Here is a 16,598-nt window from a genome sequence, read left to right on the forward strand (position 1 = left end):
CAACCAGTGGTGCCCGGTCGGCGCCACGGCGCCGATCACCTCTGACTTCCCAAACGCTTGCATCKCCTCCTGAATCGCTTTATACAGCTGCTGAAACCCCTCTTTCGACTGGAAGATCGGGAACGACTTGCGAAGCACGCGCCCCCGGTCATCCACGAAGCAGGCGTAGTGGGTTCGTTTCGCGATATCGATGCCCACGACAAGCGTTTGTTCCGTAACTTGATCAATTTTATAGTTTTGTGTACAATTCATCTGAAGTCCTCCTTGGCATGATGGTAGGTATTGTTTGACACCCCTGCATCATACCAAGAGGGCTTTTTTTGATCAAGTCCCCGGAAAAGCTCCTAACGGGAATGCTCTTTAAAAGAATTGGTCCGTCGAAATTGCCATAACGCAATCCCCATGACAAACAAAGATAACAAGATCGTTAAAGCGGCAGCCAACGCATATTGGCTTGATTGCATCGTCAATTTATAAATCCAAGACACAAGAATATCCGTTCCCCCCGCTGTCGATCCCGGAACAGCTGGTCCGCCTCCATTAAACAGATAAATAATGTTGAAGTTATTAAAGTTAAATGTAAACTGTGTGATAATAATCGGCGCCATCGCCAACAACACCATCGGCAATGTAATATATCGAAATTTGGCAAACACGGAAGCTCCGTCAATCGTCGCTGCTTCATACAGCTCTTCAGGAATCGACTGCAAAACGCCCGTCGTAACGACAAACACATATGGGAAACCCAACCATCCTTGCATGAGGATGAGCGCCACCCTTGTCCAATGCTCATCGGTCATCCAAGGGATTGGATCGATGCCAAGCGCCGCTAAAATCGTATGGTTGATCGCTCCAAAACTATCATTAAACAAGCCGGCAAACACTAAAATCGTGACAAACCCCGGCACGGCCCATGGCAAAACGAAAATCGTACGATAAAAGTTCTTCAAGCGAAGGTCTTTCTGATTGACAACAACAGCCAACAAAATTCCAATCGCCACTTGAAGAGTGGAGGCGACAACCGTCCAAACAACGGTCCACGCCAACACATCAAAAAATGTTGATCGCCAAATATCAACCGTGAAAATTTTCAAAAATGTATCAAAACCAACCCAGTCGACCAAACGGGCAGGAGGAGAATGGTATAAATCATAGTTCGTGAAAGCTAATGCAAAGCTGAACAACACAGGAAAAATCACCGAAAAAATCAAGAGAAAAAAGGCAGGGCTGCTAATGACATATGGATAGCCTTGCTCAATGAGCTGATGATAGTCTTCCTTAAGAGTGCTTAATCTAATCCCTCGGTCTCTCCGCTCGCCGTTTTTATAGGCATCCCGCAAATTAAAATAATAAAAAGTTAACCCGAAAACAGCGACAATCACCGCAATAATTCCTTCCGCCAAAAGAAAGATCGAATTATCCCGCTGCACTTCCGTTCCTAGCGTCACAATCCCCCAAAACCCCATATTGAAAAGATCGGCAAAGACGATCAAAAAAGATACAGAGAAAACGAGAAATAAGATTCCTTTCGCCCATTGACGATTGTAAAGCTGACCGAGGCCGGGAATGATGGATAAAAACAATGCGATTTTCCGATGCGGCATCTTTTTCCCCTCTTTCCTTGGCAAATCCGAACACATTTTTTCTCGAAAACAAAAGGTGTCAAACAAAACGGCTGTTTAACACCATCACGATCGATTCATTTATGGGCCAAGGCTTAGGCCCTTGCGCTTTGGCTCTTTGATATAACAAGGCGCAAGGACCTTTTGCGACGCCCCTTATTTGCCGCTATGTTTGGCCTCAATTTGCCCTTTAATCGTTTTTACTGCCTGATCCAGCGCTACTTTTGGCTCCGCCTTTCCAGTCGCAATCGTTTGTAATGCCGAATCAGCCGGTTTCCATACTTCGTTCATTTCCGGAATGTTCGGAATCATTTCAGAAAACTGAGACTGCTCGGCAACCGCACGTGCGGCCTCGCTGTTTTTCACAATCGGATCATTCACTAAAGCTTTGACAGCAGGAACCTCTTTTGTCACTTCATATCGCTTTTTCGAATTTTCTTCGTTAGCTAGGAAGATGACCAATTTCTCAGCAAGGTCTGGATGTTTTGAATAGGCACTTACGTTGTAGCTTTTTACCCCAATAAACGCGCTCATATTTTTTCCGTTTTCTAAAGCTGGGAGTTTCGTCACCCCAAAGTTGATTCCTGCTTTTGTGAACGGCTCAATATTCCACGGACCAGAAATGATCGCTACTGCTTTGCCTTCCGTAAACAGCGATTCGAGCACATTAATCCCCTGCTCCCCAATCATCCCCGATGGGAACAGTCCTTCTTTATAAAACTTTTGAATAATTTTAGCTCCTTCAACAGCGCCGGCATTGTTTAATCCAATATCTTTCGGATTATAATTCCCATTTTCGTCCTTGCCAAAAATATAACCACCATATCCGCTCATCACACTTTGGGCGTAGTAAATCTGGTCAAACAGCGCCAAAAAGCCGAATTTTTTACCATCTGTCACTTTCTTTGAATACTCATACCATTCCTCAAGCGTTTTCGGCAATTCCTCTTCAGAGATGAGATCTTTGTTGTAGTAAAGCGTCGTTGTCTCGACCGCTTTTGGCAGACCATACACTTTGTTGTTTACTTTTTGCGACTGCATGGCGGCTTCCGTGTAGATCGATTGAATGTCTTCACCAACATTCAATTCTTTAATGAGCCCTTCCGTCACGGCTGTCCCAATCTGGTCGCTCGGCATCGTCAATACATCCGGCCCAGTGCCGGCCGGCCCGTCCAAACGCAAATCCTCAATTTGTTTCGCATACGGCTTCTCAATGACTTTTACTTTCACATTGTTTTCCTTTTCAAATTGGGCAATGGCATCTTTAATTCCCGCGCTTTTTTGAATGTCTTCCCAAACGACGAGCTCTACTTTTCCATTGTTCTCTTTGTTTTCTCCCGCACGAGATCCTTGATTAGCATTTTCTTTAGGCCCACATGCAGCTAAAGACAAACTAAAAGCCATCACACTCACAAGTGCAAGATGTTTACTAATACTCCTCATCATTCCCCCATTCCTCCTTCTCTTTTGGAAACGCTTAACTACCTTCAATATAGCACCAACAATAAAAAATGTAAACAACTTTTTACTAAAATTAATAAAAATATTTACGAAACAAAAAAGAGGCTAGTTCGTACTTTTTCGTACGATGAGTTCAGCCCCTAACAGCAATGTCTTGACAATTTTTCTCTTTCTTTGTATCCGCTCCAGCAACAACTCGATCGCACTTTTGCAAATTTCATGAATATCAATATGAAATGTCGTCAACGGCGGCGAAACATATTTGGTAATACTGATGTTATTGACACTGATGACGCTCACCCTGTCAGGGATGGCAATGCGATGCTCATTCAACGCCTGCAGGCAACCGACGGCAATCGGATCAGCCGCCACAAAAAACGCGGTAGGCAATCGATCCCCCAGGGTTTCAATCGCCTTGGTCATGAGTTCATAGCCATTGTCAAAAGAAAACCCTCGGTGGCAAAAAATATACTCTTCCTTGAGCAACCCCTTTGCTTTCATATAATTTCGAAACGCCCGCTCGCGCGAGTCCATCTCATCCTTTCCTGTATTCGGATTCGGATACGTCCCGCCAATAAAGCCGATGTCCGTATGCCCTTTCTCGAGAAAGAAGTCGATCGCCCGCTCAGTGATCTGTGTTAAATCCGGGCGCACCGAATCAAAACAGCGCGGGTCGGGCGATAAATCAATAAATACTCCATTCGTCGTAATCGATCGCAGACGCTCAAGTTCCCGATCCGAAAAAATTCCAACGGCGATAAACCCCTCAATGTTCTCTGGAATTTGGTCAATGCCATCTGAAATTTTATACATCTGCAGCTCTAGATTAAACTCTTTCGCCAGCTTTTCCATTTCCATCCTCATTGTTTTGTAATACACATCTTCTAATTCCTCTTTATCCGTCAACCAATATAAAAAAGCAATATTGCGAATCACTTTTCTGATGGTTTTCTTGCGGTAGTTCAACTTTTCTGCTACTTCATAAATTTTCTCCCGCGTCTCCTCAGATACCGAAAGATCTGGATCATTGTTCAACACCCGCGAGACAGTTGAAATTGAATAGCCTGCTTGTTTGGCAATGTCGCGAATTGTGGCCATGTGCATTACCCCATTCTACTCAGTTTTGTCCATTATTATTATAACAGACATTCAATGTTTTTACTAAAATTTTTTACTATATAGCAGCTGTTGATCGTTTTCAGTACTTCCTCTCGATAAAAATCTTCTCAATTTTTGTCGAGAGGATACGAAATTACAATAGGTTCAATTTTTATAACTTCCACTTTGCCTGGATGCGGATCCTAAAATTTTTGTGTAAAAACCGGTCAATGGATTTGCTGTTGCCAAGGCGCATTCCCCCGCCTCATGATTAAATGGCAATAAACTAAGATTCCCTTTTATTTATAGAAGTTTAAAGAAATAAAATTGGATCAAAGTCTTTTCTATCATTCCTGAATCTCCAAAAAAAGCAGGCTGTCTGCCTTTCCGGAAATTGCGCCCCCCAGCTATCGATCAAATGCATGATCGTGTATCGAAAGACGCAAACGCTATCCTTATCAACTAACATAGACGATTAGGAATGCAATACTATTTATCAAGCAGGGCTTCATAACTATAATTATAGACATATTTGAAGAAACTAGGGGGGGAAGGTTTATTGAAATCGTTCAAACTGGGGACAAAGATGAATGTCATGTTTTCCTGTACGATCGTTTTATTGACCACAGTGATTATGACGGTCGCAAGCATCCAGATCAAAGAAGGAATAAAAAAAGAAACGCTGGAAAGAGTCAAATCAAACCTTATATTGGCTTACCGTTACATAGACGAGAAGTACAAAGGAAATTGGATGTTAAAAGACGGAATGCTCTATAAAGGAGAAACCCAAATCAATGGCGACAATCAGCTGGTTGACGAAATCGGAAAAATGATTGGCGGAACGGTCACTATTTTTCAAAACGATACACGAGTAGCGACTAATATCATCCTTCATGGCCAACGAGCAATTGGCACAACGGCTCCAAAGCCAGTCGTCAACAAAGTGTTAAAGGAAGGAGGCACCTTTTTCCGGGAAGTCGAAATTTTAGGTGAATGGTATCAAGCGGCATATATGCCTATTAAGAGCCATAATGGGGAGATTATAGGGATGTTTTATGTCGGAATTCCCCAAAAACATGTGAACACGGTAGTGTCTTCGCTTTTCAGAATGCTGCTTCTTTCTGCTGTTGCCGTATTAGCGATCGCTGCAAGCGTTACGGTTTGGTTCACACGACACATCCGCGTCAGATTAGATGCTGTCTCCAAGGCGCTCCAGCAAGCCGGGGAAGGAGACTTTACTGTCACACTGAACGATGGTGCACGCGATGAAATCGGACAAATTGTTGAAAGCTACAATAAAATGAGAGACAACCTTTCCGAGTTGCTCGCACGCGTCACAGCCGCGTCAGAGCAAGTCGCCGCAGCTGCCGAGGAACTGACAGCCAGCGCGGAACAAACCGTTCTGTCGACCGAACAAGTTTCCGCAGGCATTCAAGAAGTAGCGAACAGGGCAGACATCCAGAGCAGCAAAACAGACGCAACGGCCGCATCCATGGAACAAATGGCAAAAGGAGTGGCCAGTATCGTAGATCGTTCGACAGCCATAGCCGATTTGTCTGTCCATATGATTGCCCAAGCGGAGGATGGGGGAAAATCTGTGGAAAAAACCGTAGAACAGATGAACGCCATTCAACAGTCTGTCCTCCAATCAGAAAAAGTCATTCGCTCCCTTCAGGAGCGGTCAAAAGAAATCGAATCGATCGTCAACATCATCAACCAAATCGCTGAACAGACGAATCTCCTCGCTTTAAACGCCGCGATTGAAGCGGCAAGAGCTGGAGAACACGGAGCGGGGTTTGCGGTGGTCGCCGATGAAGTGAGAAAACTGGCCGAACAGTCCCAAGAGTCAACGAAACAGATTGCTCATTTAATTGCTCGCATACAGCAAGATATCGAAAACACTGCCCAGATCATGGGAGACGTCATTCAAAACGTTCAAAGCGGAATGAACACGTCGCAAGAAACGTCCCAAAAGTTTCATGTCATTTTGAAAAACACCAAAACGATTTCGGCACAATTAGAAGACGTATCCGCGTCCGTACAGCAGCTCTCAGCAGGCATTCAAGAATTGGATTCAACCATTACTGAACTAGCAGCCACAGCCGAAAAAACGATGGAAACGTCTAAAGAAATGGCTGCTTCCGCTGAAGAACAGGTCGCTTCAATGGAAGAGATTACATCATCAGCCCAATCATTAGCGAATTTGTCGGAAACATTGCAAGAAATCGCGCAAACATTTCATATCGTTCCGAAAGAAGCCTCCCGCTTCAAGCAAAGCTAAGCGGGAATCGTTCACGCTCCAGTCAATAACCGTTTTATCATCTCGCGCCGAGAAGACCCCCACTTCCACGCGTGAGCGTAAGTGGGGGGATGAGTGGCCAAGCTTCATGAGAAAATCGCCAACTGTCGGAACGATTTCCTGCACAAACTGTCCACCCGCCTCATCCGCGAAAACCAAGTGGTGTGCGTGGAGGACTTGCGCGTGCAGAACATGCAAAAAAAGCGAAATGGTACGGGCGGACGGTGGTCCGTGTCCACAGCACCTTTCCATCGAGCCAATTGTGCTCGTGCTGCGGGCATCGACAAATGGAGGTGAAGTCGCTCGACATCCGCGAGTGGGTGTGCCCAACCTGCGGAGCCGAACATGACCGGGACCATAACGCCGCCCGGAATATCCTGAATGAAGGGCTTCGTTTGCTGTCTTTGTAAGTAAGGCAGCCCAACCGTGGGACGCACGGGGATGGCTTGGTTGACAGCCTGCCGTGGGGCGGCTGTTCCCAAGAATCTCCCACCTCGAAGCGTGAGCGTAGGTGGGAGAGCGTTCAAGCACTTATTTCAAATCCGCAAGCTCTCCCAGCAGCAATAGCCTCTCCATCTGTAACGCAACTCCCGTGTCCCCGCCACGATGAACTTGCCCCCATCACCGCCAGATGGGGCGTCCGTTTCCACAGCCGCTCTAAACATGTGGGCATATACGCGTTTATGATAACCGCTGAAACACATCATTCAGGCAAACCTTTAAATCTGGATGCAGAAAAGAAACCAGCACATCTTGTTCTCCAAATACTTCCCTTTTTTCATATACTCCGTTATGCCATCCGTACACCTCGACGGTTCGATGCAGCGGGTCAACCATCCAGTATTCTTTTACTTCAAACCGTTGATATAATTTGTATTTTTCATTTCGGTCTTTTAACGCCGTACTCGGAGACAACACTTCTACGATTAAATCAGGGGCGCCCACGCATCCCTTTTCTGTAATTTTCTCTCGGTTACAAATAACGGAAATATCGGGCTGCACCACATTTTTCACAGATTTGCCATCAAGGCTTGAAGCAAATATGACATCAAAAGGGGCCACGACCACTATGCATCCTTGCTGTTGAAAATAATCCCGCAACGCCGCATACAACTCACCAACAATATACTGATGGGTAAACGAAGGAGAAGGAGCCATACTATATGGCACGCCGTCAATCAATTCCCATTGTCCGTCCCATTTTAGATAATCTTCATACGTGTAGTTGTGATTTGAAAACTCCGGCGTTGTCATCGCGCCTTCACTCCATTTGCTTTTTGTTTCCATTATATCATGGCGCCAAATATTATTCTAAGTTCGACAGATGACAGGCACAGTGTTCATTAAATCCGGATCTCGATTGAATCACAGTTGCATAATCACCCCCGCAAAATCACCTGTCAACACCGCTTTTCCATGCTGGTTCGTGCAGACAAATGAAGCCGCGATGGCGATGCGGTGGTTTTCCAGCTGTTCATATTTTTCAATTTTCACGTCACAGCGGATTGTATCTCCCGTAAACACAGGACGCAAAAACGCAAAGTTCATCGTCCGGGCTAGGACATTATAATCCCCACCTATTTTTGTCGGCAGCGTCGCCGTCAGCAACCCTTGAACGACAAACCTTCCCTGTTCATCCGGAGTAACGTGGTGAACGCCTCGATCACCCGAAACTTCCGTAAACCGCTTCACATCCTCGACCGTAAACGTCCGCTCAAACGTCATGACGTCCCCTGCTTTTAATGGCATGAACCTCTCCCCCTTAATATGCATAGAAGTTTCATGAACACAAAACCTTTGACTATTCAGAATCTCGCAAACGATATGGCCGATGTCATCGCTATTTTTTTCGCTAGTATCCAAAAGATGCTTTCGATCAAATCCTGAGGCATGAAACTCATTCAGCAAAATGAGGCAGCGTTCCCCCATTTGTTGTTCCGGAGCTCTCATTCCATCTCTTTGCATTAACGTTTTCGCATCTGCCCACAAAACAACATACATCACCGTTGCGTTTAAATCTTTTACATTTTCAGACAACCATATTGCTTCTTGGGGGAAGGCAATATAATCCACTACCACATCATTGCCGTATTGGACAAAATTCCTCACAAGACTCAGAATATTATCCCAAATTAATGAAAGTTCCTCTTTACTTTCCCACGGTTTTTTCCGTCCATTGATATGCATATGGCTGATGTCATCGCCGGAAATATACGCGCTATGCGCTAATGTATTGGCCAACGCTGTTGAGATCGTTGACTTGCCGACTCCAGCAGGGCCGGATATGAGGTATACGGTCCTTGTTTGATGATTTTTCATTTCTTTTCTGTCCCTTGCCTTTTCGTTTTGCAACAAAAGTCAAACGAGCAATAGTACACGAAGACCATCATGATCCTTCGATCAGCTCGATCACTTCCGCTAAACGCTTTTCTGCCATCGAATTGAGCCGCAAGTCGTATTGTTCGAAAGCTAAAGACTGTGTGACTGGATTGGGCACAATGACACACTTGACTCCCGCGGCCAAGGCCGCTTGAAGCCCATTTAAAGAGTCTTCAAAAACGACTGCTTCATCAGGACGGACATCTAAAGCAGCGAGCGCTTTTTGATACAAGTCAGGAGCGGGTTTGATTTTCTCCACATCTTCACTTGTCATAATCACTTCAAAATAGGACAGCAGCCCGAGCTTATTTAAATAATGAATCACCCACTCTTTTCTAGAACTTGAAGCAATCGCTATTTTATAGCCCAATTGCTTTGCTTCTTCTAAATAGTCCTTCACCCCTTCACGCGCCTGAGGGGTTTTCATCTTTATCTGATAAAAGCTTGCGGCTTTCGCTTCAATTTCTTCGATGTTGCAGTTTTCCCCCAGCTGCTGTCGGACAAATTCATAAAGGGGCGCATTATCCGATCCGACACATTCAACAAAACGTTCAAGAGGCAAATCCATACCATAGACATTCATCGCTTCTTTATAAGCCTCAAACCAAGCTGTTTCTGTATCTACAATCAAACCGTCAAAATCAAAAATAATGGCTTTGATCAAAGCGGCTCTCCTCCTTTCCCACACACCTTCATTTCACAATTCAGAACAATTAACGAACGATTCGACATTCTACAAAAAGGAATGCTCTCAAAATCACACGAAGTCACCCAACATAACGAATGACGGCCAAAATGAAATAAAAAATCCCTTGAAGCCTTCCAGCTCAAGGGATTTCGCTCGATGATTCCGACTGGGCTCGAACCAGCGACCTCCACCCTGTCAAGGTGGCGCTCTCCCAGCTGAGCTACGGAATCATATGTTATTGTTCGCTGTTGAACACATTTTTAATTATATAGACAGACATACGGATTGTCAACTTCTTTTTTTAAAAAAATAGTGTTCATTGTGAAAAAAGAAGAAGCGCACCTCTAGCCCACGCTCGAACAGCACAAGAAGGAACTGGGTGCACCGGCAGCGGATGGTTTCGTATTGCTTGATGATGCGGCGGCGTTGCTGTTTAGCGAAGGCCGCTGTTTCGATCAAGTCGGTGTCAAGCTGCGGGCTGGCGGTCGAGATGGCGTAACGATCAAGGCCAAGCGAGGCGGCGAAGTCGAATATGTTAATTGGCACACAGACGGACAAATAACCAACACGGAGGAAGAGATCTTACAGCGGGGGTTCATCGCATTTTTCTATTACATTCTCATTGTTCTATCAAACGAGAATCAGTATATTAGAAATAAGCCCATAGTCTTAGAAGAAAGGCGGAAAAACATGTATCGTTCATTCGTACACCAGCTGCTGCGCCATTACATCACTGGATCGGCCATCGCTGTCGGCATCGTTGGTGCGACATTAATGCTGACGACGCTCCGCGTTTCCTTTCAGGAGGGAAAGTGGCTGGTAGGGATTTTGTTGCTGTCGACAATGGTCATGGGAGCGGCCGAGTGGATCGTTTTTCGCCGCGATTTGGCGCCGATTCGGCAATTTTTCGCTGCCAAACAGCCGGACGAGAGGTTGGCCGCGAAGGCCCTGGAACAAACGCGCCGCTTGCCGATATTGGCGGTGCGCCGCATTTTAGGTCCACATTTGTTCGGGTTGTCGATTCCCGGCATGGGGCTGACGGCTTTATGCATCCATCACCATGTGCTATCCCTTCCGTATCGATACATCTTGTACGCCTTTATCGGCGCCATTTTGATCGCGTCGCTCCATGCGTTGATTGAATTTTTCTTGACAACGAAAACTTGCCGGCCGCTGATGGCGTATTTGCTTACGAAGGCTGGCAGGATCGATGAAAGGCATCCGCCGCTTCCCGTGTCACTCAAAACAAAATTGCAGCTGACGGTCTTGTTCAGCAGTACATTTCCTGTCTTATTGTTCAGCCTAGCAACCGAAATCAAATGGTCGCTTACAGGGCCGAACGCATCCCACTGGTCATACTGGCCGTGGGCGGCCGTTATTTTGCTGTTTTCGATCGCATTTTCCGTTTTCTTGACTCGCTTGTTAGTTGACGAAATCAACGAGCCGGTCAGCGTGCTGTTAACTCATATGAAATGGGCGGAAAACGAAACGTATAAACCCGTCGCCCACAATGTGTATACCGATGAATTTGCCTATTTGCTTCGAGGATTCAACCATATGATCAATGCTGTGCATAGCCGCGACCAAATGAACAAAGAGCTTCTCAACAGCTTTATCACCGTCTTGACGGCGGCGCTTGACGCCCGCGATCCATATACGGCGGGGCACTCGCTGCGCGTGGCCCGTTACGCGCTCGCGATTGGGGAAAAGCTTTCCCTTCCGGATGAACAGCTGGATGCCTTGTATCGCTCCGCTCTGCTGCATGACATTGGAAAGATCGGCATTCCTGATGCCATTTTGCTTAAAGACGGAAAATTAAGCGATGACGAATTTGCCTGGATCAAAAAGCACCCCGCCCTCGGGGAGGCCATTTTGCGAGAAGTCAGGCCGATCGAACCGATCGAACCGCTTTTGCCCGGCATTCGCTCCCATCACGAACGCATCGATGGCAAGGGATATCCGGATGGCTTAGCAGGCGACGAGATTCCGTTATTTGGAAATATTATTGCCGTCGCGGATGCGTTTGATGCCATGACTTCGGACCGCCCGTACCGAAAAGGCATGGATATTCGCCAAGCTGCCGACATTTTAACGAACGGAAAAGGGACACAATGGGATGAAGAAATTGTCGATGTGTTTTTACAATATGTAGAACAACAACTTTTGCCTTCGTCCACAGCGGTTTCCTAATTAGCGCTGTCCAAACCTTCTTTCTAGCACGAAGCACGGTTCAGGCTGCGTCTTTCTTCCTTTCAAACAGTGCAAACGGTACGCCCCCGTCGCAAGGGGCATACCGTGCGGCGCCTTGCTAGGTGGATGGGACGGACGGCCGCTCTTTCACAAACGACAACGCCTGCTCGAAATCGCGGATCAAATCGTTCACATCCTCAAGCCCAACGCTCAACCGCAGCAAGCCGTCGGTAATGCCGCGCCGGAGCCGCTCTTCTTTTGGCATAGCGGCATGCGACATTTTCGCTGGGTACGATAAAATCGACTCGACCGCCCCAAGGCTGACAGCAAACACCGGCAGGCGGACGTTTCGGACGAACGTCCGAGCCGCTTCTTCATCGGCTAAGCGGAACGACAGCACAGCGCCAAACCCGGCCGCCTGATGGCGCTGGATGTCATGGCCTGGGTGGTTATCCAGCCCCGGATAATACACTTCTTCGACCTTTGGATGACAAGCCAAATACTTGGCGATGGCGGCCGCTGATTCAGACGACTGCTTCAGCCGAACGTGGAGCGTTTTTAATCCCCGCAGCACAAGCCACGCATCTTGGACGCCAAGGACAGCACCAAACGCGTTTTGAAGTTTGTACAACTCTTTTCCCAATTCTTCATCTTTCACCACCGCCAATCCTGCGACGACGTCGCTATGGCCGGCTAAAAATTTCGTGGCGCTGTGAAGGACAATATCGACGCCAAGGTCAAGCGGCCGCTGCAGCGCCGGCGTCATGAACGTGTTGTCAAGGAACGTCAAACAGCCATGCGCCTTCGCCAACTTGACGACGCCTTGAATATCGGTCACTTTTAACAGCGGATTGGACGGCGTTTCCATATAAATGACTTTCGTGTTCGGCCGGATGTTTTCGGCGACGGCGCGCAAATCGGTCATATCGACAAACGTATATTCAATGCCAAAGCGGCCGAGCACCTCCGTAATCATCCGGTACGTGCCGCCGTAGACGTCTTCGGTCACGAGCACGTGGTCGCCTTTTGAGAGAAGCAAAAACGCCGTTGAAATAGCCGCCATGCCAGAGGCGAACGCAAACCCGCGCACGCCGCCTTCTAACGCCGCGATCGTTTCCTCGAGCGCCTCGCGCGTCGGGTTGCCGGAGCGGCTGTAGTCGTATTTGCCGAATAAATCGAAATCGAACTGATGGAACGTGGAGGCGTGCTGGATCGGCACGCTCACCGCCCCCGTCTCGCGGTCGACTTTCCATTCGTTATGGAGCAGTTTCGTCGAAAACGCCCATTCCCGTTCCATCGCTTACACCTCTTTCATGTTTTTCAATGCCTGCGCCAAGTCGGCGATCAAATCGTCAGCGTGCTCAATGCCGACCGAGAAACGGAGCAGCCGGTTGCAAACACCGTTTTGGATGCGGATTTCCTCAGGAATGTCCGCATGCGTCTGCGTCGCCGGGTACGTGATGAAGCTTTCGACTCCGCCCAGGCTTTCCGCGAACGTAATGAGGCGCAAGCTTTTTAAAAACCCGTTCACCCACTTTTCATCGGCAATCCGGAACGACAGCATCCCGCCTCTTCCCGGATACAACACATCGGTGACATCTTCATGTTCGCGCAAAAAGGCGCTGATGCGCTTGGCGTTTTCTTCATGTTGGCGCATCCGCAGCGCCAGCGTTTTCATCCCGCGAATCAACAGCCACGAATCAAACGGCGACAAAACCGCGCCGATGGCGTTCTGATACTCGGCCAGGCGTTGACAGAGCTCCTCGCCCTTGGCGACGACAAGGCCAGCCAAGACGTCGTTATGGCCGCCTAAATATTTCGTGGCGCTGTGGATGACAATATCGGCGCCTTGTTCGATCGGGCGTTGAAGCACCGGTGTATAAAACGTGTTGTCAACGATCAACAAAAGCCCGTGCCGCTTGGCGAGCTCGGAGACGGCGCGGATATCGGTCTCATGCATAAGCGGGTTCGTCGGTGTTTCCAAGAAAATCGCTTTCGTTTTTTCGGTGATACACGCTTCCACCGCAGCGAGATCGGTAAAATCGACGTAATGGAACCCAAGACCGTACTTGCGCCAGCCGCGCTCAAACAGGCGGTACGTGCCGCCGTAAAGGTCGGCCGATACGAGAAACTCGTCTCCGCTCTCAAACAAGGCGAGCACCGTCTGAATGGCGGCCATGCCGGAGCTGAACGCATAACCTTGGTCGCCGCCTTCCAGTCTCGCGATCGCTTCTTCGACGATTTTGCGCGTCGGGTTGCCGGTGCGGATGTAGTCAAACCCGGTCGACTCTCCGATGCCGGCATGACGGTAGGCGGTGGAAAAATAAACCGGCGGGTTGACCGTCCCCGTCACCGTTTCGCTCCGGTTGCCAATTTGCGCTAACAACGTCTCCAGTTTCTTCATCTCATCTCTCTCCTTCTGCTGAAAATTCCATCATGGATCAACGGCCGACCACTTGACGCCAAACGAAGCGCCGCTGTCTGTCGGGCAACGGCCGAGCGCCTTGGTCCTAGACCGCCTCGCGGTTGATGGGAGCGGCCGCTTGAGTAAATAAAAAAAGTCTTCTAAGAAGAAGACTTTTCCATACACACATGGTCATGCTTCTTCTTATCTGCCGAATTGAATGCTCAATTCGCTGGATTTAGCACCTGGCCGCCGGGCGGCTGGTTGCTGAAGCTTCATTGGGCCAGTTCCCTCCACTTCTCTTGATAAGAATGAGACGCGTATTCAATTTTTCTAATTTAGTGAACACCCACCACCTACACTTCGCTTAGAGGCGGGGGCTTCAAGCGACTTGTGCGCGTTCGCTGAACAGTAAGCCACACACAAGACCCCTTTACGCTTCCCTTCGTTCCGAAGGTGTCCGTTCTAACCATATATTATCATATCAGCTGGCTGGTCGCCAACCGAAATTCATCTCCCGCTTATCGCTGGGCTGCGCCCTTCACGCGCTTGAAGCGGGAGTCTTTTTCGGAATTATGATAAAAAATGTAGCGCATTCCCCCCGTTTTTGCAAGCCATTTTTTTGTCAATGGCACGATTCGGCAAATTCGCAAAAAATTCGAGCCCTTCGTTAACATCTTTTGGCGCAAATATGTTACAATAACAGATGAACTTACGCTTTCATGGAGGATGGTCATGGCGACAGCAACAGGAACGATGCGTGACTACAAGTTGTACAGCGGAGAGCTGCAAGAAGAAATCGAACTGCTCGTCTACTTGCCAAGCAATTTTTCGCCGCTTTACAAATATTCTTTATTAATCGCGCAAGACGGCAAAGATTATTTTATGTATGGAAAAATGAAAACCGTCATCGAAACGCTGATGGAAGAAAGAACGATCGACCGGACGATCGTCGTCGGCATCCCGTATCGGAACGTCAACGACCGCTACGAGAAATACCACCCGGAAGGCCGAAAACACGAAGCGTACCTTCGTTTTTTAGCCCATGAACTCGTCCCGTTTTTGGACCGTGAACTGCCGACATACCAAATGGGCAAAGGCCGGGCGCTGATCGGCGATTCGCTCGGCGGAACGGTGTCGCTTCTAGCCGGGTTGTTGTATCCGCATACATTCGGGAAAATCGCCATGCAGTCCCCCTATATCGATGACTCGGTATTGGCGCGCATCCGCTCATTCCGCGATCCATCGCTCCTTTCGCTTTACCATTCTGTTGGCACAGAGGAAACAGCGGTGAAAACGACGGATGGCCATGTGCGCGATTTTATCACCCCAAATCGAATGGCGCGGGACTTGTTTATGGAAAAACGGTTTGCTTATACGTACCATGAGTTCGAAGGCGGCCATGCGTGGACGTATTGGCAGCCGGATGTCCCCCGAGCCGTAGCCGCTGTTTTATCGTTATAGGCAAAAACGGGGCAACTTCAAGGTTGGGATGTCGAGCCGCCGCATCCATTCCATGCGCTGCCTGCGCGCGGAAAAAGAAAGGGTTCAAGGAGGGAAAACAAAATGAAGTACGGCATTGTGATCTTTCCGCCAAAACGGATTCAAGACTTCGCCAACTCGTACCGGAAACGGTACGACAGCCATTACGCCCTCATCCCGCCGCATATTACGCTGAAATACCCATTTGAAGCGGATGAGGAGCAAATGAAAGAAATGACGAAAGAGCTGCGCCGCATTGCGGCGGAAACACCTCCCATTCCGATCAAAGTGACGAAATTCAGCTCGTTTTACCCGACAAGCAACATCATTTATTTAAAGGTGGAGCCAAACGACGTGCTCGAGCGCCTTCACGAACAACTGCACAGCGGCTTGTTTGCCGGAAAGCCGGAGTTTGTGTTCGTGCCTCACATTACGATCGGCCGCGATTTGCCGGGCGCAGAATATGCGGACGTCTACAGCCAGCTGAAGCTGCAAGATGTGCACTTCGAGGAGACCGTCGACCGCTTCCATCTCCTCTACCAGCTTGAAAACGGATCGTGGACCGTCTATGAAACGTTTGTCGTCGGAGGAAAGGAAACCGTCTGATATGAACGTCGCGATTGGAACAACAAAAGACCGCTCCCTCTAGAAATGTTGATCTATCAAGGCTTTTCGGCCTCTCAGGGGTGTCCAAAAAATATTTTTCGACAAAATCCCTTACATCCTTTTTCAGTTTTGTGGATATCTTACAGACCTAGGGTGCGCTTCGCGGCCACGGCTGGTTATATTTTCCTGCCACGGGGGGAAGCATATTCGATGCACCCTTTGGATCTCCGCGTCGCTGATGAGGACGAACCCTCCCATGTCTCCGGGCGTCTTCGCGCCAACATTCCCTCGTTCGGTCTCGTCATCAGGCGGAGGCCGGCCAAGCTCCTTTAGGGACTCAAGGTCGAATGGATGAAATCACGCCAGCTT

13 protein-coding genes, 1 tRNA gene, 2 pseudogenes and 1 riboswitch are annotated in these 16,598 nt (G+C 48.2%); of the genes and pseudogenes, 5 read left to right on the forward strand and 11 right to left on the reverse strand.

Annotation, left to right across the window (positions count from 1 at the left end; all coding sequences use genetic code 11):
* The 4 genes from B1A75_RS18115 to B1A75_RS18130 all read right to left on the reverse strand — a co-directional run.
* Positions 1-252: IS110 family transposase (locus B1A75_RS18115; protein WP_139761763.1), on the reverse strand; the 252-nt coding region annotated here is incomplete at its 3' end.
* 92 nt (positions 253-344) lie between these two features.
* Positions 345-1,604, reverse strand: coding sequence for a sugar ABC transporter permease (gene ganP, locus B1A75_RS18120; protein ID WP_079936656.1), 1,260 nt, complete (start codon positions 1,602-1,604; stop codon positions 345-347).
* A gap of 174 nt (positions 1,605-1,778) precedes the next feature.
* Positions 1,779-3,065 carry an arabinogalactan oligomer ABC transporter substrate-binding protein GanS gene (ganS, locus tag B1A75_RS18125; RefSeq protein ID WP_079936660.1) on the reverse strand — a complete coding sequence of 429 codons (1,287 nt, stop codon included), beginning with the start codon at positions 3,063-3,065 and terminating at the stop codon, positions 1,779-1,781.
* Positions 3,066-3,188: 123 nt separating this feature from the next.
* Positions 3,189-4,181: a galactan degradation operon transcriptional regulator GanR gene (locus B1A75_RS18130; protein WP_079936657.1), complete on the reverse strand. Its 993-nt coding sequence runs from the start codon at positions 4,179-4,181 to the stop codon at positions 3,189-3,191.
* Between the two features lie 559 nt (positions 4,182-4,740).
* Between B1A75_RS18130 and B1A75_RS18135 the strand changes: the two genes are divergently transcribed.
* Both B1A75_RS18135 and B1A75_RS18140 read left to right on the forward strand, forming a co-directional pair.
* Positions 4,741-6,462 (forward strand): methyl-accepting chemotaxis protein, encoded by a 1,722-nt coding sequence (locus B1A75_RS18135; RefSeq protein ID WP_079936658.1) that lies wholly within the window; start codon positions 4,741-4,743, stop codon positions 6,460-6,462.
* Between the two features lie 93 nt (positions 6,463-6,555).
* Positions 6,556-6,890, forward strand: a pseudogene (locus B1A75_RS18140) (zinc ribbon domain-containing protein); the annotation flags it as partial.
* Between the two features lie 271 nt (positions 6,891-7,161).
* On the opposite strand, the gene B1A75_RS18145 reads toward B1A75_RS18140, so the two are convergent.
* The 5 genes and pseudogenes from B1A75_RS18145 to B1A75_RS18165 form a co-directional block, all read right to left on the reverse strand.
* A complete protein-coding gene (locus B1A75_RS18145) occupies positions 7,162-7,734 on the reverse strand; it encodes a Uma2 family endonuclease (RefSeq protein ID WP_042379710.1) in 573 nt (190 codons plus the stop codon).
* Between the two features lie 111 nt (positions 7,735-7,845).
* Complete coding sequence (locus tag B1A75_RS18150) at positions 7,846-8,229, reverse strand: hotdog family protein (protein ID WP_042379822.1); 384 nt, start codon at positions 8,227-8,229, stop codon at positions 7,846-7,848.
* 198 nt (positions 8,230-8,427) lie between these two features.
* Positions 8,428-8,799, reverse strand: a pseudogene (locus B1A75_RS20450) (P-loop nucleotide/nucleoside kinase family protein); the annotation flags it as partial.
* A gap of 67 nt (positions 8,800-8,866) precedes the next feature.
* Positions 8,867-9,520, reverse strand: a complete 654-nt coding sequence (locus tag B1A75_RS18160) for an HAD family hydrolase (RefSeq protein WP_176202445.1) — start codon at positions 9,518-9,520, stop codon at positions 8,867-8,869.
* Positions 9,521-9,704: 184 nt separating this feature from the next.
* Positions 9,705-9,777 (reverse strand) — tRNA-Val (locus tag B1A75_RS18165).
* 460 nt (positions 9,778-10,237) lie between these two features.
* On the opposite strand from B1A75_RS18165, the gene B1A75_RS18170 reads away from it, so the two are divergent.
* Positions 10,238-11,737, forward strand: a complete 1,500-nt coding sequence (locus B1A75_RS18170) for an HD-GYP domain-containing protein (protein ID WP_079936661.1) — start codon at positions 10,238-10,240, stop codon at positions 11,735-11,737.
* Positions 11,738-11,855: 118 nt separating this feature from the next.
* Here the strand turns inward: B1A75_RS18170 and metC are convergent, their stop codons facing one another.
* Both metC and B1A75_RS18180 read right to left on the reverse strand, forming a co-directional pair.
* Positions 11,856-13,034 (reverse strand): cystathionine beta-lyase, encoded by a 1,179-nt coding sequence (gene metC, locus B1A75_RS18175; RefSeq protein WP_042379706.1) that lies wholly within the window; start codon positions 13,032-13,034, stop codon positions 11,856-11,858.
* A gap of 3 nt (positions 13,035-13,037) precedes the next feature.
* Entirely contained in the window at positions 13,038-14,141 is a 1,104-nt protein-coding gene (locus B1A75_RS18180; protein ID WP_042379704.1) for a methionine biosynthesis PLP-dependent protein, read from the reverse strand.
* 201 nt (positions 14,142-14,342) lie between these two features.
* Positions 14,343-14,453, reverse strand: a riboswitch (SAM riboswitch).
* 423 nt (positions 14,454-14,876) lie between these two features.
* Here B1A75_RS18180 and B1A75_RS18185 point away from each other — a divergent pair.
* Both B1A75_RS18185 and B1A75_RS18190 read left to right on the forward strand, forming a co-directional pair.
* Positions 14,877-15,605: an alpha/beta hydrolase gene (locus B1A75_RS18185; protein WP_042379702.1), complete on the forward strand. Its 729-nt coding sequence runs from the start codon at positions 14,877-14,879 to the stop codon at positions 15,603-15,605.
* A gap of 102 nt (positions 15,606-15,707) precedes the next feature.
* A complete protein-coding gene (locus tag B1A75_RS18190) occupies positions 15,708-16,229 on the forward strand; it encodes a YjcG family protein (RefSeq protein WP_042379699.1) in 522 nt (173 codons plus the stop codon).
* The last annotated feature ends 369 nt before the right edge of the window (positions 16,230-16,598 follow it).

The organism is Geobacillus sp. LEMMY01 (genome assembly GCF_002042905.1).
GTDB lineage: Bacteria > Bacillota > Bacilli > Bacillales > Anoxybacillaceae > Geobacillus > Geobacillus proteiniphilus.